Annotated in this window: 15 protein-coding genes and 1 pseudogene; 11 read left to right on the top strand and 5 right to left on the bottom strand. The window is 64.5% G+C overall.

Features of this window, described 5'->3' with window-relative positions; all coding sequences use genetic code 11:
* The 3 genes from G3N94_RS10430 to G3N94_RS10420 all read right to left on the bottom strand — a co-directional run bounded on the left by G3N94_RS10430 (nt 1) and on the right by G3N94_RS10420 (nt 3029).
* Nucleotides 1-966 carry an L-carnitine dehydrogenase gene (locus G3N94_RS10430; protein WP_205792304.1) on the bottom strand — a complete coding sequence of 322 codons (966 nt, stop codon included), beginning with the start codon at nt 964-966 and terminating at the stop codon, nt 1-3.
* A gap of 76 nt (nt 967-1042) precedes the next feature.
* Nucleotides 1043-1972: a 3-keto-5-aminohexanoate cleavage protein gene (locus G3N94_RS10425; RefSeq protein WP_205792303.1), complete on the bottom strand. Its 930-nt coding sequence runs from the start codon at nt 1970-1972 to the stop codon at nt 1043-1045.
* Between the two features lie 103 nt (nt 1973-2075).
* Entirely contained in the window at nt 2076-3029 is a 954-nt protein-coding gene (locus G3N94_RS10420) for a choline ABC transporter substrate-binding protein (RefSeq protein WP_205792302.1), read from the bottom strand.
* Nucleotides 3030-3391: 362 nt separating this feature from the next.
* On the opposite strand from G3N94_RS10420, the pseudogene tssI reads away from it, so the two are divergent.
* The 4 genes and pseudogenes from tssI to G3N94_RS10400 form a co-directional block, all read left to right on the top strand.
* Nucleotides 3392-4684: pseudogene (gene tssI, locus G3N94_RS10415) on the top strand (type VI secretion system tip protein TssI/VgrG); the annotation flags it as partial.
* 26 nt (nt 4685-4710) lie between these two features.
* Nucleotides 4711-5172, top strand: a complete 462-nt coding sequence (locus G3N94_RS10410; RefSeq protein ID WP_205792301.1) for a DUF1795 domain-containing protein — start codon at nt 4711-4713, stop codon at nt 5170-5172.
* Complete coding sequence (locus G3N94_RS10405) at nt 5169-9491, top strand: RHS repeat-associated core domain-containing protein (protein WP_346778682.1); 4323 nt, start codon at nt 5169-5171, stop codon at nt 9489-9491. Before G3N94_RS10410 ends, G3N94_RS10405 begins: the two co-directional genes overlap by 4 nt.
* A gap of 9 nt (nt 9492-9500) precedes the next feature.
* Nucleotides 9501-10058 carry a hypothetical protein gene (locus G3N94_RS10400; RefSeq protein WP_205792300.1) on the top strand — a complete coding sequence of 186 codons (558 nt, stop codon included), beginning with the start codon at nt 9501-9503 and terminating at the stop codon, nt 10056-10058.
* A gap of 397 nt (nt 10059-10455) precedes the next feature.
* Here G3N94_RS10400 and G3N94_RS10395 read toward each other — a convergent pair whose 3' ends face one another.
* Nucleotides 10456-11097: an HD domain-containing protein gene (locus G3N94_RS10395; RefSeq protein ID WP_205792299.1), complete on the bottom strand. Its 642-nt coding sequence runs from the start codon at nt 11095-11097 to the stop codon at nt 10456-10458.
* A 252-nt stretch (nt 11098-11349) separates the two neighbouring features.
* Between G3N94_RS10395 and G3N94_RS10390 the strand changes: the two genes are divergently transcribed.
* From G3N94_RS10390 to G3N94_RS10365, 6 genes are all read left to right on the top strand, one after another.
* Complete coding sequence (locus G3N94_RS10390; protein WP_205792298.1) at nt 11350-12321, top strand: GlxA family transcriptional regulator; 972 nt, start codon at nt 11350-11352, stop codon at nt 12319-12321.
* Nucleotides 12322-12404: 83 nt separating this feature from the next.
* A complete protein-coding gene (locus G3N94_RS10385; protein ID WP_205792344.1) occupies nt 12405-13349 on the top strand; it encodes a GlxA family transcriptional regulator in 945 nt (314 codons plus the stop codon).
* A 64-nt stretch (nt 13350-13413) separates the two neighbouring features.
* Complete coding sequence (locus G3N94_RS10380) at nt 13414-13773, top strand: YbjQ family protein (RefSeq protein ID WP_205792297.1); 360 nt, start codon at nt 13414-13416, stop codon at nt 13771-13773.
* 1074 nt (nt 13774-14847) lie between these two features.
* Nucleotides 14848-15678 carry a 2OG-Fe(II) oxygenase family protein gene (locus G3N94_RS10375; RefSeq protein WP_205792296.1) on the top strand — a complete coding sequence of 277 codons (831 nt, stop codon included), beginning with the start codon at nt 14848-14850 and terminating at the stop codon, nt 15676-15678.
* A gap of 26 nt (nt 15679-15704) precedes the next feature.
* The gene (locus tag G3N94_RS10370) at nt 15705-16331 is read left to right on the top strand and encodes a DUF47 family protein (protein ID WP_205792295.1); all 627 of its coding nucleotides are present in this window, start codon (nt 15705-15707) and stop codon (nt 16329-16331) included.
* 10 nt (nt 16332-16341) lie between these two features.
* On the top strand, nt 16342-17352 hold the full coding sequence (locus G3N94_RS10365) for an inorganic phosphate transporter (RefSeq protein ID WP_205792294.1): 1011 nt from the start codon (nt 16342-16344) through the stop codon (nt 17350-17352).
* A gap of 44 nt (nt 17353-17396) precedes the next feature.
* Here the strand turns inward: G3N94_RS10365 and G3N94_RS10360 are convergent, their stop codons facing one another.
* The gene (locus G3N94_RS10360) at nt 17397-18293 is read right to left on the bottom strand and encodes a LysR substrate-binding domain-containing protein (RefSeq protein WP_205792293.1); all 897 of its coding nucleotides are present in this window, start codon (nt 18291-18293) and stop codon (nt 17397-17399) included.
* A gap of 132 nt (nt 18294-18425) precedes the next feature.
* Between G3N94_RS10360 and G3N94_RS10355 the strand changes: the two genes are divergently transcribed.
* Nucleotides 18426-19058: an NAD(P)H-dependent oxidoreductase gene (locus tag G3N94_RS10355; RefSeq protein ID WP_205792292.1), complete on the top strand. Its 633-nt coding sequence runs from the start codon at nt 18426-18428 to the stop codon at nt 19056-19058.
* Nucleotides 19059-19479: the final 421 nt, after the last annotated feature.

Raw genomic sequence — 19479 nt, 5'->3', positions numbered from 1 at the left:
CTAGTCCTCGAAACGCATCCCATGCCGCGCCTTCACCGCGGCGATCGCGCGCAGCACCTCGGTAATGCACTCGTCGCGATAGCGCTCGAGCTCCTTGATGCTGCGCGTGCCCTGCTGCTCGGTCGTGCCGTCGACGACGCGGTCGATCAATGCGTCGGTCAACTGCGGCGCGACGAGCTTCGTCCACGGCAGTTCGAGCGCCGGGCCGAACTGCTGCATGAAGTGTCGCATGCCCGCATCGCCGCCGGCGAGCGTGTAGGTCAGGAACGTACCCATGAACGACCAGCGGATGCCTGCGCCGAAACGGATCGCGTCGTCGATCTCGCCCGTCGTCGCGACGCCTTCGTTGACGAGATGCAGCGCCTCGCGCCACAGCGCCTCGAGCAGCCGGTCCGCGATGAAGCCCGGCACTTCCTTGCGCACGTGCAGCGGCCGCATCCCGAGGCGACGATAGATCGCGATCGCCGCTTCCACCGCTTCGGGCGACGTGCGCTCGCCGCCGAGCACCTCGACGAGCGGCAGCAGGTACACGGGATTGAACGGATGGCCGACCACGCAGCGCTCCGGATGCGTCGCGCGCGCATAGAAATCCGTCGGCAACAGCCCTGAAGTCGACGACGCGATGATCGCGTCCGGCTTCGCCGCGCGGCTGATCTGCTCGTGCAGCTCCAGCTTCAGCGCTTCGCGCTCGGGCGCGCTTTCCTGGATGAAGTCCGCGCCGGCGACGCATTCGTCGATCGTCGCGACGAAGCGCAGGCGCGCCGGATCGGCGCCCGGCGCGACGCCGACGCGTTCGAGCGCGGGCCACGCGTTCGCGACGTTCGCACGCAATTGCTTCTCCGCGCCGGGCGCGGGATCCCATACCACCACGTCGAGACCGTGGGCGAGCGCGCGGGCAACCCAGCCGCTGCCGATCACGCCGGTGCCGATTGCGGCGAACGTCTTGATGTCGGTAATCACAGCCATGACAAACGCATCCTTCTAATCGAGTGGAATCGGGTGGCGGCCGCTCACGCGCGCGCCGCCGTGATGCAGCGTGACTTCACGCAAATTCGGCAATCGCGCGGCGTTCGAGCGGACGCTCGCCGCGCGGCGGCAGGCCGAGCTTGCGGCGCCCTTCGGCCGGCGTCAGCACGCGGCCGCCGAGACGCTCGACGATTTCGCGCGCACGCTCGACGAGCGAGCCATTCGACGCAGGCACGCCGCGATCGAGCCACAGGTTGTCCTCGAGGCCGACACGCACATGGCCGCCGAGCAGCATCGCCTGCGCGACCATCGGCATCTGCATCCGGCCGATGCCGAAGCCGGCCCAGTGCGCGCCCGGCGGCAGGTTGTCGACCATCGCCTTCATCGTGCCGGTGTCGGCCGGCGCGCCCCACGGAATGCCGAGGCACAGCTGGAACAGCGGCGGATCGTCGAGCAGCCCCTCCTTCAGCAGCTGCTTCGCGAACCACAGATGCCCCGTGTCGAAGATCTCCAGCTCCGGCTTCACGCCAAGCTCCTGGATGCGCTTCGCGCCGGCGCGCAGCTGCGCGGGCGTCGACACGTAGATGTAGTCGCCGTCGCCGAAATTCAGCGTGCCGCAGTCGAGCGTGCAGATTTCCGGCAGCAGCTCCTCGACGTGCACGAGCCGCGTAAGCCCGCCGACGAGGTCGGTGCCTCGGCCGAAGCGCATCGGGTCCTCGCCCGGGCCGATCTCGAGATCGCCGCCCATGCCGGCCGTCAGGTTGATGATCACGTCGACGTCGGCCGAGCGGATCCGGTCGACCACTTCGCGATACAGGTTCGGGTCACGGCTGCCGCGCCCCGTCTGCGGATCGCGCACGTGGCAGTGCGCGACCGTCGCGCCGGCCTTCGCGGCCTCGATCGCGGCGGCCGCGATCTCCTTCGGCGTGACCGGAATCGCCGGGTGCCTGCCGACCGTATCGCCCGCGCCGGTCACGGCGCACGTCACGATGACTTCGTGGTTCATGCTGATTGCCTCGTTGGGTTCTGGTTGCTTCGTGGATCGTCGCGGCGCTGGGCCGCGCGCGGGGCCGTCACAGGCCGAGTCACAGCGCGAATCACAGGCCGGATCACAGCCCGAGATACGCCTTCACCGCCGGCAGGCCGTCCTTGCCGTCGAACGTCTTCACGCCCGCGAGCCACGGATCGAGCACCTGCGGGTTCTTCTTCAGGTAGGCCTTCGCGGCCTCGGCCGGCTTCGTCTTGTTCATCACCGCCTGCATCAGCTGGTTCTCGAGCTGCGTCGTGAAGCGCAGGTTCGTGACCAGCTTGCCGGCGTTCGGACAGCGTGCGATGAAGTCGGGCGCGGTCAGCGTGTACACGCGCGCTTCGCCGTAGTTCGGCCCGAACGACGCATCGCCGCCCGACAGATAGTTCATGCCGATCTGGATGTTCATCGGATGCGGTTCCCACCCGAGAAACACGACCCACTTCTTGTCGCGGATCGCGCGCTCGACCGTGACGAGCATCCCCGCCTCGCTCGATTCGACGAGCTTGAAGCCGCCGAGCCCGTACTGGTTCGTGTCGATCATCTTCTGGATCGTCGCGTTCGCGCTGCTGCCCGGCTCGATCCCGTAGATCTTGCCGTCGAGTTCCGCGCGATGCTTCGCGATGTCGTCGAAGGTCTTCAGGCCGGCCTGGTATTCGAAGCTCGGCACCGCGAGCGTCGCCTTCGCGCCGGACAGGTTCGGCGTCTCGACGACGTTGATCGACTTGCTGTCGAGGAACGGCTGCAGCTGCTTCTGCTGCACGGGCCACCAGTAGCCGAGCGACACGTCGAGCTGCTTGCTCTTGAGCCCCGCGAACGAGATCGGCACCGACGAAATCGTCGTGGACGGCTTGTAGCCGAGCGCCTCGAACACTGTCGACGCCATCGCGGTGGTCGACGTGATGTCGGTCCAGCCGATGTCGGCGAAGCGCACGGTGCGGCAGCTCTCCGGATCCTGCCCGGCCAGCGACGCGGTCGACCACACGCACGCCGCCAGCCACGCCGCGCCCAGCGCGGCAAACTTTCTCGACTTCATGGTTCCTCCCGGTTCGACGGAGCGAGCAGGCGGTTCGCGGGATGCGTCCCGGCCTGCATCGTGGCCTCAAAAGTAACGAGCCATATTCGCGGCAAAGCGACCGCTGGCGACCTGTTCTTGACCAGGTGCGACTATGCGTAAAAACCACTATATCGGGCCGATGCCTTGCCAGACGGCGCTCTGCGGATGATTGAACACGGTTCGTGCTTGTCTTGTTGCGCCGCGGGCGTTTGCGCACTGCCTCGATCCGACCCGGGCCGCTCGGCGGGGGTGATCGATGCGGATCGGCGCTGCGACGCGCGGGTTGCGCGGTCGAGCGCACCGATCAAATCCTATGCGTGGCGTCGGGATATCGGGGAGCGAACCTCGTGTTCCGGCCGATCGACGGGCTTGCGTCCGTGCCATACGCCGACAGCGCGTCGAGCGAGTACAACGGCATTGACCAGTTGCACGAAGGCCGCCGCTTCGGGGTCGGCAAGGTCACGTACCGCGACTTCAACCATCAGAATCCGGGCTCGCCGTTGATGCTGGCGGAGGCGTCGCCACAGACGCTCAAGCACGCGCGGCTCGAATCGACCGAGCGGTTCGAGCACCAGTCGCTGTACGACCACGGCGACGACGGCAACCGCTATGCGCGCTACGCGATGGAAGCGGAGGAAGCGCAGGCCCATCGTTTCACGGGTGGCGGTTTTGCGTGGCGCATGTCGGCCGCGTGCTGCGTGGCCGTGACGAATCACCCGGTGCTCGCAAACAACCAGGAATACGCGATCCTGCATGTGCGGCACGAAGCCGTGAACGACTACACGCAGCATACGGCGAAGCTACCCTATCGCAACAGCTTCGCGCTGCTGCCGAACAAGCTGCCGTACCGCGCGGCGCGGCATACGCCGAAGCCCGTGATCCATGGCACGCAGTCCGCGATCGTGGTCGGGCCCAAGGGCGAGGAAATCTATACCAACGGCAGCGCCGTGAAGCTGCACTTCCTGTGGGACCGTCGCGGCAAGCGGGACGGCTCGGATTCGATGTGGATCCGCGTGTCGCAGCCGTGGGCGGGCGAAGGCTGGGGCGCGGCCGCCATTCCGCGGATCAAGCAGGAAGTCCTCGTCGCGTTCAACCAGGGCGACCCCGACAACCCGGTGATCGTCGGGCGCGTCTACAACGGCGCGCAAGGCAACCCGTATCACGGGGCCGCCGGGCAGACGATGGGGATCAAGAGCCAGACGCACAAGGGAGCGGGCTCGAACGAGATCCGGATGACCGATACGAACGGCAAGCAGGAACTGTTCATGCACGCGCAGAAGGACATGAACACCGTGATCGAGGACAGCGAGACGCACCGTGTGATCGGCGGCTCGCGCACCGTGCTCGTCGCTGCCGGCGACGAAACCAAGCAGATCGCGCAAGGCAACCTGACCGAGGTGATCGCGCAGAAACGCAGCACCACCGCGTCGACGGTCGAGGTGCTCACGCCGGCGCAGGACGGCGGCGGCGGCACGCAGCAATACGAGGCCGAGCGCGGCGTGATGCTGAAGGTGAAGGACAGCTGCATCATGCTCGCGCCGGAAGGCATTCGCCTCGAGCACAAGGGCTCCGTGATCATGCTCGACGATTCGGGCGTGTCGATCAATGGTCAGCGCATCGATCTCAACAAGTAATACGCATAACCAACAAAAACGAAATCATGCACTACGCGATTCACGAAGGGACGTTCGTGTTGCCGGATGCGGCGCTGGACCGCACGGTCAACATCCTGATGCTCAACGTCGGCCCCGGCGGGCTGAATCTCGTGATCTCGCGCGGGCGACTGCGCGACGGCGAGGACCTCGATGCGTTCGTTGCCCGGGAATGGGCACTCGCGACCCGCGAAGCGCCAAAACTGACCGAGCAGTCGCGCCGGCAACTGACGGTCGGGGGACGGTCCGGTATCCAGATCGAAGCGACCCACGAGCTGGACGGCAAGCTCAGGCATCAGATTCAGACGGTGTTTCCGGCCGACGATGCGGGGCAGATGCTCGTGATGACGCTGACGAGCGCTGCGCCGTTGACCGATGAGCAGCGGGCGATTGCCGCGCAGATGCTCGACAGCTTCCAGCCGCGCACCGCGCGTCCGACCCTGCTCGGTCGCCCGGGCAACGCACCGTGAGCAGCGAACCGTTCGCCGCCGCCCGCGAACACGATCCGATCCAGCACACATCGTTGCTCGGCGACCTGCTCGGGATGGGCGGGTCGCTGCTCGGCGGGATGGCTGTCGGGTGGGCACTGACCACGCTCGTGGAAGGCGCCGTCGTGGTAGGTCTCGCCGCGCTGGAAATCGGCAGCGGTGGCCTGGCGACGCCGCTCGTCATCGGGATCGGCCTCGGCGTGGCCGCTGCAATGGAAGGCTCGGGACTCAACGACGAGATCGACCATGCGGCAAAGGCGCTGGGCAACGCCATCGCCCCGCCCGAGATCAAAGGCAAGATCAACAGCGGCTCGGGCAACGTGTTCGTGAACGGCCGTGCTGCCGCGCGGGCTGCCCAGCCCGCCGACGCGGACACGATCACCTGCGAGAACCATTCCGGCCCGCAGATGATTGCGGACGGCTCGACCAACGTCTACATCAACGACCAGCCCGCGGCCCGGGTGGGCGACAAGACCACCTGTGACGGCTCGATTGCCGAAGGGTCGGACAACGTGTTCATCGGCGGCGGCACGCAACGCGTGCGCGACGTCATGCCCGCCCGGAAATGGGTCTCGGCGCTCGGCGCCGCGATCGGTATCGCGCTGGCGCTGTGCGGCCGCGGCAAGATGAACTGGAGTTCGCTCAAGAGCGCGCTGCCGTGTCTGGCGATGAATTTCGCGGCCAGTGCGTTCGGCACTTACCTCGGCAGCCTGATGCGGCCGTCGGCCGGCCACCCGGTCAACGTGATCACCGGAGGCAAGATTCTCGATGGCGCGGACGATACCGACTTCGAGTTATCGAGCCCGCTGCCGATCGTCTGGCAGCGCTTTTACAGCAGCCACGATGACCGGACCGACAACCTGTTCGGCCGCGGCTGGAGCGTGCCGTTCAGCGTCGAGCTGCGGCTCGCGCGAGACAATGGCGAGATTGCGTCGATCACTTACTGGGACGAACAGGGGCGCGACATCGTATTCCCGGCCGTGATGCCCGGTGAAAGCCACTTCAGCGTGCCCGAAGGCATCTACCTGATCTGCACGACGGGCGGCCACTATGTGATCGAGACCGTCGATGGCCTGTACCGCGATTTCGGGCTGGCCGCGTCGCCCGATGCAGCCACGGAAAAGCTCGCATTGTGGCGGCTCGAGGATCGCAACGGCAACTGGATCGAGGTCGAGCGGGAAACCGCCGGCGACGTGACCCGCCCTGCCCGCCTCCATGACAGCGCGGGCCGCATGCTGACGCTGCGCTACGCTGCAGCGCTCCCGCAACGCATCGCTGCGATCGACCTGACGCACGGTGTCGACGGCGAGTTGCCGGAAACGCTGGTGCGCTATGGGTACACGCCTGCGGGCGAACTCGCGTCGGTGACCGACCGCAGCGGGCATACGCGACGGCACTTCGCGTACGAAAACGGCTTGATGACCGAGCACACGCTGCCCGGCGGCCTGCGGTGTTTCTACGCGTGGCAAGGCACCGGGCGCAACGCGCGCGTCGTGCGCCACTGGACCGACGACGGCGAGGCCTATACGTTCGACGCCGACCTCGACAAGCGCGCGGTGACGATCACCGACCAGTTGGGCCGCGTCACGCGCTGGACCTGGAACGAGGACCAGCAGCCGACCAGCCACACGGATGCGGAAGGTCATGTGTGGCGCTTCGAATGGAACGCGATGCGACAGCTCGTCAGCGCGACCGATCCGGCCGGCCACACCACGAAATTCGAGTACGACGAGCGCGGCCGCCAGACGGTGCGCATCGATGCGCTCGGCCAGGTCGAACGCACCGAATGGAACGGCTTCTTCGACCTGCCGGTCGCGGAGACCGACCCGACGAACGCGCGCTGGCTCTACCGCTACGACACGCGCGGCAACCTGACGATGACGCGCGATCCGGCCGGATTCGCGACCGAATACCACCGGGACGAACGCGGCCTCGTGCACACGATTCGCGACGCGCGCGGCGGTTACAAGCATCTCGCGTGGAATGCCCGTGCGCAACTCACTGCCTACACGGACTGCTCGGGCAAGACCACGCGGTTTGCTTACGACACCCGCGGCGCGCTGGCGCGCGTGACGGATGCGGCGGGCCAGTCCACGGCCTACGAGACGGATGCGATGGGTCGTGTCACGGCGATCGCATCCGCTGACAGTGCGCGTCAAGCGTTCCGTTACGATGCGGCCGGCCGCCTGGTCGAGGTGGTCGATCCGAATCAGCGCAGCACACGCTACGAACTGAACCCTCGCGGGTTGTTGAAGTCGCGGACCGACGCGGCAGGCCGCGTCGTCAAGTTCGCGTATGACGACGCATTCCGGCTTTCCGCGCTGACCAACGAGAATCGCGAGACCTATCGCTTCCACTACGATCGCCGCGATCTGCTGGCCGAGGAAATCGGCCTCGATGGCAAGCGGCGCACGTACGCCTACGATGCGCGCGGACAGGGTGTCAGCGTGCGGGACGGGCAGCTCGAAACGCGATACGAACGCGACCCGCTCGGTCGACTGACGGCCAAGGAAGCCGGTCGCGAGCGATGCGAGTATCTGTACGACAAGGCCGGGCGGATTGCGTCGGCCGAACTGTATGCGCTGGCTGCGCGCGGGCCGTCGATGAAGAATCGGGTCAGCCTGAAGTATGGGTCGCGCGGCGAAGTGCTCGAGGAATTCACGCCGACCGGCTGGGTCGCGCATACGTATGACGAACTCGGCAACCGGATCAGCACGACGATTTCCGGCGAGCGCAAGATCGACTGGCTGCATTACGGCTCGGGGCACGTGCACCAGATCCGGTTCGACGGTGCCGCGGTCACGGACATCGAACGCGACGACCTGCATCGCGAAGTGTTGCGGACCCAGGGCCGACTCACCAGCCGGTTCGGCTACGACAGCGTCGGTCGCCGCGCGCAGCACACCGCGCAGCGCGGCGCGTCGCCCGACGCCCTCCTCGGCAAGCAATGGCAATACGACGCCGCGGGCGACGTGATCCAGAAGCGCGACCAGCGGTATGGCGCCATCTCCTATCGCTACGACCCGACCGGGCGCATCGAGCAGGCCACCGGGCCCGGGTTGCCGTCGGAGGTGTTCCGCTGGGATGCGGCCGCCAACCTCGTGTCGAGCGATCATCCGGGCGGTTTTGTCGAGCACAACCGGCTCACGATGTTCGAGGACAAGCGCTTCGAATACGACGCGTACGGGCGCTTGTCGCGCAAGCTGAGCGGGCACGGGCCGACGAAGCAACAGACCTTCGAATACGACGACTGGCACCAGCTCAAGAGCGTGGTGGTGAAGGATCGGCTCGGCGTGTCGACCACGCACTTCGAATACGACGCGTTCGGCCGTCGTATCCGCAAGCTCAACGGCAGCTATGCCAGCACCGATTTCCTGTGGGACGGGATGCGGCTCGTGCAGGAGACGTATCACGATCGGCAAGGGACGGATGCGCTGACCTACCTGTATGAATCGGACGGCTATGTGCCGCTCGCGCGGATCGATCATGCCGGGCCGGCGGCGAATGACGCCGCGGGACAGGACGCGGTCTATTATTTTCATAACGACGTGTCGGGGTTGCCGGAGGAACTGACCGACGCCGATGGCGCGCTGGTCTGGCAAGCGCGCTATAAGGTGTGGGGCAACACGGTGCAGGAGGAATGGGTCCAGCGGGCACCGCGGCGGGCAGCAGCGGCTTGGGGGGCGGTGCAGGCTGTCGCTGTGGCGCCGGGGCAGGTGCCGCGACCGCAGAATCTGCGCTTTCAAGGGCAGTATCTGGATCGCGAGACGGGGCTGCATTACAACACGTTCCGGTTTTATGATCCGGATGTTGGGAGATTCATCAATCCGGATCCGATTGGACTTGCGGGTGGTTCAAACCTGTATCGATATACGCCTAATCCATTGGTTTGGATCGATCCGTGGGGGTGGGCGTGCGGTGAGCTTAGTTCAAAAGCTCGTGAGGTGCACGGCTTGGCGCGCGATGACTGGGCGCTTCGGAATTCAACGGTGGCCATAGTCGAGGCGAAAGTGGGCGGCAAAACGGAGTTGTTTGCGTCTGCAAGCGGCGGGAAGGTAACCCCTGCTCAACGCGAAGCCCTAGAAAGACTAGGCGTTCCCAAAGAAAATATATTCTGGGGAGCAAAGGCAGTTAGCGGTTATGAAAGACTAGAAAACCATGCCGAGCGTATCATCTTGCGAAATTTACCAGATGGGGCAGAGGTTACTCGGTGGGGGATTTCGTGGGGCGGGCTACAACGGAACGCTTCCTGCATCCATTGTCAGCCGCACGTCGATGAGGCTGGCGGCATTTTCGATTAGGGGTATCGAATGACTACGGTTACCGAACATAAAGAGAACTTGGCGAGGGAACTGGTCAAGCTCAAATCTGAGGATCAACTGAAATTTGCCGCGTGGTGCTGCCTCGCACTTACCGGAGAAAGCTCAATATTTGATTTCCTGTCTCGTTACTCCAACTTGTTAGCGCCAGAGCTCCACACGCATATCCTCGATGGGTTGAATAGTGTTTGGGCGGGAAATGAATCCGATTCGGATTTATCGGAACTAAGAATTCGCGAATGGGATATGGACGATATCAGCATGGATGATGATGCTGATGCGCAAGGAGCAGCAGATCTATTATCTGCGATATCTTTTCTTACTGCGTGGGTGCGTTCTCATTCGGTAATTGAACTGGTGAGTTGTGCCGAGCAGGTCATCAATAGGGTCGACTATCTGGAGGGGTTCGAAATTCTTCCGGCTGGCATCAAAAATCCAGTTGAATCAGAGATTCGCGCACAAACGAAATTTATTGATGATCTTGAGAGTGGGGTGGTAACGGATGATGATAAGCTAAAATATCATGAGTGGCTGTTTCCAAAATCATGAAATCTGATCAACTCTAAATACGAACAAGACCCGCTCGGTCGACTGACGGCCAAGGAAGCCGTTCGCGAGCGATGCGAGTATCTGTCCGACAAGGTCGGGCGGATTGCGTCGGCCGAACTGTATGCGCTGGCTGCGCGCGGGGGCCTTCGCCGAAGAATCGGGTCAGCCGGAAGTACGGGTCGCTCGGCGAAGTGCTCGAGGAATACACGCCGACCGGTTGGCTCGCGCATACGCACGACGAACTCGGCAACCGGATCAGCACGACGATTTCCGGCGAGCGCAAGATCGACTGGCTGCATTACGGTTCGGGGCACGTGCATCAGATCCGGTTCGACGGTGCGGCAGTCATGCACGACCAAAGCCTCTCCGCCGAAACCCCGCATCGCACGAAGCAAACTCACCCCACCCAACCCGAAGCCCGAATCACACTGCAGAAATTCCCTGCATGAAAATGCGGATCCTTGTCCGCCAGCACATCCGCCTTCACATTACCGAACGTCGAATCCGGCTTGTGTTTGATCCCGTCGTAGAACGCCTGGATGATGTCCTCCTTGAAGTGACGCGTACGCGGATGTGCACGAACGACAGCCTCGCGTTCGACGTCGCTGTATTCCGCATACGTGAGCCCGAGCACATCCATTTCGACGCCGGCCGTCACGAGAGCGATAACGGGATGCATGTGCTGCGGAATCCCCGGCGTCGTGTGCAGCGCAATCGCCGTCCACACCACGTCGATGTCGTGCTGGGCAATGCCCTTGCTTCCGAGGAAATCTCGCGCGGCATTGGCGCCGTCCACCTCGAAGCGCTCGCACTCGCTACTGTGCGTGTGCGTCAGCCCCATGTCATGAAACATGCACCCGCAGTAGAGCAGCTCGGGATCGTACTTGAGCCCGCGACGCTGCCCTGCCAGCGCGGCAAAGTAGTAGACGCGGCTCGAGTGGTGGAACAGCAAAGGCGACGCCGTATCGCGAACCAGCTCCGTGATCTCGCGAGTCAACTGGCTATCGGGAATGGTGATGCCGGCAACGTTCACAGTCATGATCGACCTCCATGGAAAACCCCTTCAATTCTCCGGATTCGATAGCTGTCTTCAATAGACGCGTCACGACAAATCCTGCCATCTTGCGTGACTGACGGACACGGCGCCGGAATCGCAAGACAAGCAATACGTGCCTGGTTCGCACACTGGTCGCGCGGCCAATCAGGATCGAATAGCGGCAACGTGACGTGCACCACTGGGCGTCTATACTGCTACCCGTCACGTTCGTCGCACCACCTCTCAGATCCGGTCATGCCGAAAGTCGTGGGTATCTTCGCCGTCCCTGGCGTCCAGCTGCTCGATGTCTCCGCTCCGCTCGACGTATTCGCACAAGCGAACGCCGAGCTCGGCAAGGCGTTCTATACGTTGCGGATCATCGCCAGCGAACCGGGCCCGCTCCGCAGTTCTTCCGGCGCGAAAATTCTGGCGGATTGGGTGATCCCCAATATCCCCGAACGCATCGACACACTGCTTGTCGCCGGTGCGCCGAGCGCCGGCCAAGTCGCGCTTCGCGCCGATGTGCTCGCATGGCTGCGATCGACGGCTGTCCAAAGCAAACGCTACGGTTCGATCTGCACTGGCGCATTCATACTCGCGGCGACCGGCCTGCTGAAAGGGCGTCGCCTGACCACGCATTGGGCCGCAGCCGCAGCGTTGGCTCAGGCCTATCCATCGCTCTCGGTCGACGAAGATGCGCTGTACGTGCGCGACGGCAAGCTGCGAACGGGCGCCGGCGTGACAGCCGGCCTGGATCTCGCGCTGGCCCTCGTGGAAGAGGATCTCGGCCAGGACATTGCACGGCGCGTCGCGGCGCAACTGGTGATGTTCTTCAAGCGCCCTGGCGGGCAGCTCCAGTTCAGTCGCAAGGGCGAAGCGCGTCCGGTCGGGCGCTCCGTGCTGCAGGAGGTCCAGCGATGGATCGCGGCCAACCCGGAGCTTGACCACTCCGTCGCGGAAATGGCAAAGCACGCGGGAATGAGCGCCCGGCACTTCGCCCGGCTGTTCCGCTCGGAAGTCGGCATGACGCCCGCCGCATGGGTCGAGACAACCCGCATATCCGCGGCCCGCAAACTGCTGGAGAATGGACACGACACGCCGAAGCAGGTCGCCGCAAAGTGCGGCTTCGCAAACATCGACACGCTGAGGCGGAGTTTTGCAAAACATGTCGGCATCACCCCTGCCGAATATCGAAAGCGCCAGTCCTTCACGTCGGAACAACCCTGATACGACGCCGCGAAAGCGACATGCGGCCTCGCAACCGCAGCGAAGCACAAGCGCTGTCCGCATCTGATCCAGACCCGCCCGCCATGCCCGAGGATTTCCATTTCCTGCTGCTGCCCGGTTTCTCCGCACTCGGCTTCATGTCCGCACTCGAACCGTTGCGCGTCGCGAACCGCTTTCGCACCGAGCTCTATCGCTGGCACGTGCTCAGCGCGGACGGTGCGCCGGTGCCCGCGAGCAACGGCATTCCGCTCGCCGCGGAAGCCGCGTATGCGGACGTCGAGCGCGTCGACACGGTGTTCGTCGTCGCGGGTTTCGATCCGCTCGTCTGCTACACGCGCGCGCTCGGCGACTGGCTGCGGCGTCAGCATCGGCACGGCGCAACGCTCGGCGGGATTGACACCGGCAGCTTCGTGCTCGCCGAAGCCGGGCTGTTCGGTCGGTCGGATACGCTCACGCTGCATTGGGAAGCGCTCGCCGCATTCCGCGAGCGCTATCCGGACCTGAAGGCGACGCAAGAACTGTTCGAGATCGGCGAGCGGCGCATCACGTGCGCGGGCGGCACCGCATCGATCGACCTGATGCTCGATCTGATCGGCCGGCGGCACGGTGCGGATCTCGCGGCCGCGATTTCGGAGCAGTTCGTCGTCAGCCGGATCCGCCAGCGCTCGGACAGCCAGCGGCTCGAAATCGCCGCCCGCTATGGCGTGCACAACCGCAAGCTGATCCAGGTGATCGGCACGATGCAGCGGCACATGGAGAATCCGCTCGGGCCCGACGCACTCGCCGACGAAGTCTCGATCACGCGCCGCCAGCTCGAGCGGCTGTTCAGCGCGACGCTGAACGACACGCCGACACGCTTCTACCTGAACCTGCGGCTCGACCGCGCGCGCGAACTGCTGCAGCAGACCGACATGACGATCACCGCGATCTGCGTCGCGTGCGGCTTCGAATCGCCGTCGCATTTCTCGCGCACCTATCGCACCCGCTTCGGCATCAGCCCGCGCAGCGACCGTCGCGCGCTGCGTTGATGCACGCGCGCATCAGGCTAGAATCGTCGCTCGATCACCTCGCGCGACCCCGCGCCTTCCCGCCATGCACGACACCCTCCGCTCCAATGACGAACTCACCCCGGCACGCGTCACGACCGCGTTCGACCTGCCCGGCCACACGACCGTCCGTTCGCTCGGCGTCGCGCAGGGCATCATCGTGCGCTCGCGCTCGATCGTCGGTTCGTTCGGCGCATCGCTGCAGACGCTGTTCGGCGGCAACATCACGCTCTATACGTCGCTCTGCGAAAAAGCTCGCCAGCACGCGTTCGAGAAGATGCTCGACGACGCGCGCAAGCTCGGTGCGAACGCGGTCGTCGCGATGCGCTACGACTCGACTGAAATCGGCACGGGCGTCACCGAAGTGATCTGCTACGGCACGGCCGTCATCGTCAGACAGGCGTGATGCGCGGCGCGTTTCGCGCATACACGCACATCGATCGCAGGTGCGGTACGTACGGCAGTCTCGACGCGGCCGAGCCTGCCGACCGCGCAGCACACCACTATCTCAATTTTGTTCGTTTTACTTGACAATTGGCATCGTTCGGCGCCGCGCTCCCGCCATCGGCGCAATCGGATCCAACGGATTTCGACGCCGGCAAAGCCCGTGCGCGCCGGAACGAAAATCCGCAGGAATCGTCAACGACGCCCGCGAAGTTTTTGATTGACGCGCTGCGCGATTCCCTCTTACCATTGCGCTCGTTTCAACACATGGAGGCTGCTGTGCCTACCGATGCGAGTTGTAGTTGGTCCTGCACCAACCTGACTGCCGACTGAGGAAGCTTCGCAGAGCCTTGTCTTCTGCCGCATCCCCGGAAAGCAGGATGCGGTGTCTTTCCGGTTCGGCCATCCCGCCGATCCGAAATTCCCGTGCTACACATTTCAGTTGCCGTTCGACCCGTCGAGCGGCGTCCGTGCGTGACCCGCGTCACGTGCTCGCCTTCGGCCGCATGCCTGTGCATGCGCGGCGCAGGCGCGCGCACGTGCCGTTACGATCGACAGGAGTTCGAAATGGATGACGACAGTAGCCGATTACCGCTCGCCGGGGCGCGCACGCGCGCCATTCCGGCGAGCGCTCCCCTTCCTTACCTTCATCAGCCAATCGCGCCGAACGCGGCGCGGCGGGACGCGCTCGTCCGTCGTTGACGCCGTGACGCTCCTGCCGCGCGATGCCAGGCGCCAGGAGCTTCACATGACACTACGCAACACTTCCGGGCACCCGTGCGGGCCCATCCACTTCCGCCGCGACGACGTTCAGTCGCTCCACGCTCGCGCGCATCGCCGCGACGATCGCTATCCGCCGCAAACCGCCGCGGGTTCATTGCACGTTTCACGTTGAGGCCATCCGACTCGCATCCGCTGCGACGCGACTGCTTGTTGCGGCTGCTGTTGCGCCCCAGCGAAGCGAATACGCGTGACTGCCAGATTCGCCGCTGACCGGGCCTCCACCGATCAACATCCGATGTGCCGGGAGAACACCATGCAGACCAGTATGAAGCTCTATGCAAGCCGTCTGATCCGGGATAGCTACGTCTACTTCAAGATGCCCTACGCGATGCTCATGCATTTCAACCGGATCGTCGCGTCCTATGAAAGCCTGGATCGCCGGCAGAAGCGCGCTTTCTCGTTTCCGGAAGAGACCGACGGATTCCTGCCGTTCGGGCTCGAGTATTCGAATACACGTGAACGGCCAGACCTGTGCGAACGATTCTGCTATTGGGCTGCGCGGCGCGACGCCCATCAAGGCTTTCCGCTGGTCAAATCCGAGTTCTATCGCACGATGGCCGCGTACGAGACCTGCATCAACGAGGTCGCGCAAAACCTGCTCGATGCGGTATGCGAAAACCTGGGCGGCACGCCCCAACTGCCGGTCAGAAACAGTTCGTACCTTCAGTTCTGCGAATACAACCCGGATTACTGCCGCTACGACCGCGAATACCTGCAGGATCCGCACGAGGACGGCCATCTGCTGTCGTTCATCAAGCCGACCGCGCCCGGCCTGGTGCTGTTGCCCGATTCGGCGCCGGTGTCTGTAACGCCCCGGCCCGACGAAATCATCGTGCTGGCCGGCTCGCTCCTCGAAGCGCTCACCGACGGAGAAGTCCCGGCGATGCAGCACGCGGTCGAGCGGCCCCGCACGCCGACGCCGCGCAAGTCGCTGATGTACTTCGTCAATCCCGACCTGTCGGCGCAGCACACCAGTTCGATCGTCAATCGGCGGCCGCTCGACCTGCAGATCCTGGCGGATCGCCGGCACACCGCGTTCGGGAACAACACGCTGCGCGACCCGCGCGCGGCCGAACTCGAATAACCCCCTCACCCTTTCCCGGAGAAACCATGCTTGGGCGACTTCTTCCCGTCGAGAACAAGTTTTTCGACATCTTCAATACACACGCACAGCACATCGTGTCGGCGGCCGGCGAGCTTCAGATGCTCATCGACAATCTCGCCGACACCGAGATGCGGATGACCAACGTCGAGGCAGCCGAACGGGCCGGCGACAAGCTGGCGCGCGACGCGCTGGAAGCGTTGCACCGGACCTTCATCACGCCGATCGACCGCGACGAGATCCACAAGCTGATCACGACGCTCGACGACATCCTGGACCTGATGGAAGACGTCGTCACGACCGTCGCGGTCTACGACCTGAAATCCGTGACCTCGGAAGCGAGCGAGCTCGCGCATATCGTCACGCAATCGGCGCTGCAGACGCAGCAGGCGGTCAAGTTGCTGTCCGACATGAAGCAGTCGGCGCTGATTCTCAAGGCCTGCGAGGAGATCGACGCGCTGGAGACCCGCGCCGATCGGGTGCTGCGCTCCGCGACATCGAAGCTCTTTCGCGAAGAGGACGACGTGAAGACGTTGATCAAGCTGAAGGGCGTGTATGACCTGCTCGAACGCATCACCGACAAATTCGAGGATGTCGCAAACATCGTCGAAGGCATCGTGCTGGAAAACGCCTGAGTGAGACGCGATGCATTCAATACAACTCGCCCTATGGATGGTCGCGGCGCTCGTGCTCGTCGCGCTCGTATTCGACTTCATGAACGGTTTTCACGACGCGGCGAACTCGATCGCCACCGTCGTGTCCACCGGCGTGCTGAAGCCGCAGCAGGCGGTGGCATTTGCCGCCGTGTTCAACGTCATCGCCTACTTCATCTTCCACCTGAAGGTCGCGCAGACCGTCGGCAAAGGCACGATCGACCCTGAGATCGTCGACCACTACGTCGTGTTCGGCGCGCTGATCGGCGCGATCGGCTGGAACGTGATCACCTGGTACTACGGGATTCCGTCGAGCTCGTCGCATGCGCTGATCGGTGGCCTCGTCGGCGCGGCGCTTGCGAAGTCGGGCTGGGGATCGCTGAACATCGACGGGCTGATGAAGACGATCGCGTTCATCTTCATCTCGCCGCTGCTCGGCTTCATCCTCGGTTCGCTGTTCATGCTCGGCGTGTCGTGGCTGTTTTTCCGCTCGCCGCCGAGCAAGGTCGACCGCCGCTTCCGCCGGCTGCAACTGCTGTCGGCCGGGCTGTACAGCCTTGGTCACGGCGGCAACGATGCGCAGAAGACGATCGGCATCATCTGGATGCTGCTGATCGCGACCGGCTACGCCGCGACGACCTCCGATGCGCCGCCGGCGTGGGTGATCGGCGCGTGCTACCTGTCGATGGGTCTCGGCACACTGTTCGGTGGCTGGCGAATCGTCCGCACGATGGGCCAGAAGATCACGAAGCTGAAGCCGGTCGGCGGGTTCTGCGCCGAAACGGGCGGCGCGATGACGCTGTTCATCGCATCGTGGCTCGGCATCCCGGTGTCGACGACGCACACGATCACTGGCGCGATCGTCGGCGTCGGCGCAACGCGCAAGCTGTCGGCGGTGCGCTGGGGCGTCGCCGGCAACATCGTGTGGGCGTGGGTGCTGACGATCCCGGCGTCCGCATTGCTTGCTGCCGGCGGGTGGTGGATCGGCCAGCGCGTGTTCTGACACGCGCCTGACACGACCGACATGCTCGGCACGCGCGATTGCCGTCAGGACAATCGCGCGTGCACTTTCTCAGCCGGCAGCCCACCGCCAAGCGGCCGCATCTCGAACTCGTCCCGAATCGTCTGCGCGAGTTCGCGCACGATCGCCCCGCCGGCGTCGTGCATCAGCACGTATTCGACGCTCGGAAGCGGCGGCAGGCCATCCACCGACGTCAGCTCCCGCAACCCGTCATCGATCGCGCTGCGCGGCAGCGGCGTTACCGCGAACCCGGCCCGCGCCGCCGCCTTCACACCGGCCATGCTCGGGCTGACGCACGCGATGCGCGACGCGACCTCGGCGCGGGCGAGCGCCGTGAGCGCCGCCTCGCGGAACGGACATGGCTCGGGAATGCACGCGAGCGGCAGCGCGCCTTCCGGCAACGGTTCATGGCGCGCGAACGCCCACACGAGCGGCTCGGCGCCGAGGCGGATGCCCCGCTCGTCGTGCTCGCAACGGCCACCGACCACCAGATCGAAGCGGCCCGCGTCGAACGCCTGAACCAGATTGCCCGGCACGTCGACGGCGAGCTCGAGCGCCAGCCCGCGATGGCGCGCGCCGAAGCGACGCAGGATGTCAGGCAGCCAGCCGCACGCAAACTCGTCCGACGCGCCGACGCGCAGCCGCCCCGGTGCGCCCGCGCCGCCCAGGCACGCCCTGGCCTCGGCACTGAGATTGAGCATCGCGCGCGCATAGCCGAGCAACAGCAGGCCCTGATCGGTCAGCGACACGGTGCGGGTATTGCGCATCAGCAGCATGCATCCTGCCTGCTCCTCGAGCCGCGCGACCTGCGCGCTGACCGCCGACTGGCTCAGATGCAGCCGGCGCCCCGCGCCGGTAAAGCTGCGCGCGTCCGCGACCGTGACGAACGTGTGGAGCAGCGCGGTATCGAGTGGCGTGTTCATTCATCACCAAATCAGGTAAGTGGCACGAATTAATATCGTTTCCGGATGATACGCCGCCCCGTTAGCCTTGTCGCTGTGTTCGCGGGCATCCGCTCGCGGCTTCCCCTCCTCCGTCGCACAGGAATGACCGACATGGCTCGACTGCTCTACATCGAATGCTCGCCGCGCAAGCGCGATTCAGCCTCCATCGACATCTGCCGCGCGTTTCTCGACGCGTACCTCGAAGCCCACCCGGCGGATACCGTCGAAACACTCGACGTCTGGAGTCTCGCGTTGCCGGAATTCGACGGCGACGCGATGGCGGCCAAGTACGCGGGGCTCTCAGGCGCCGCACTGACGCCGGCCCAGGCGACGGCCTGGACGCGCATCGAGGCGCTCGCAGCGCCCTTTCACGCGGCCGACAAGCTGCTGTTCGGCATCCCGCTGTGGAATTTCGGCATCCCGTACAAGCTCAAGCACCTGATCGACGTGATTTCGCAGAAGGACGTGCTGTTCACGTTCGACGGCACAGGGTTTGCGGGCAAGCTTGCCGGCAGGAAGGCGGCGGTCGTCTATGCGCGCGGGCTCGATTACGCGTCGCCGGGATCGTTCACACCGGCGCGCGAATACGATCTGCAGCGGCCGTATGTCGAGATGTGGCTGAAGTTCGTCGGCGTGACCGACGTGCAGGGCATCGTGGTCGAGAAGACGCTGCTCGGCGACGACGGGCGAGCAGGACGGCATGTGGCAGTGGAAGCCGCGCGTGCACTGGCGCGCGGCTTCTGACGCGGCGCCGTGGCCGTCAAGCGAAAGGGTTGAGCGCCGATTGTCGGGAAGCGGGGCGCAGACTGTCGGGGGGCGCCCAGTTGCGGTCAGTCGGCGCCGACCTTAAGATCGTCGGCAATCGGCACGGACGCGTGTGTTTGCCCTTCTTTGCTTGAGTTTCGTCCATTGGGAGGACTAGTGCGAGTTGAAGTTCAAATCTTGACATCCTTCTCCCCCTCTCGCTGACGCTCGCCGGCCAAAGGCCGGGAAGGGGGAGAATTCCTGCTGCGCTACGTGATGTTCTACATAGTCGCTTCGAATTAGAAAGGACTTTCCCGATCCCGTGGCATGCGGATATGCCACGATGGTTGGTGCTGGCAACCCATCTGAGAAGGGGAAAGTCATGGACAAGATTACTCGTATCGGCGTCGATCTGGCCAAG

This window comes from Burkholderia sp. Ac-20353, from assembly GCF_017104785.1.
Taxonomy (GTDB): domain Bacteria; phylum Pseudomonadota; class Gammaproteobacteria; order Burkholderiales; family Burkholderiaceae; genus Burkholderia.
The sequence above is the reverse complement of the archived record's forward strand: the minus strand, read 5'-3'. Positions and strand labels throughout refer to the sequence as shown.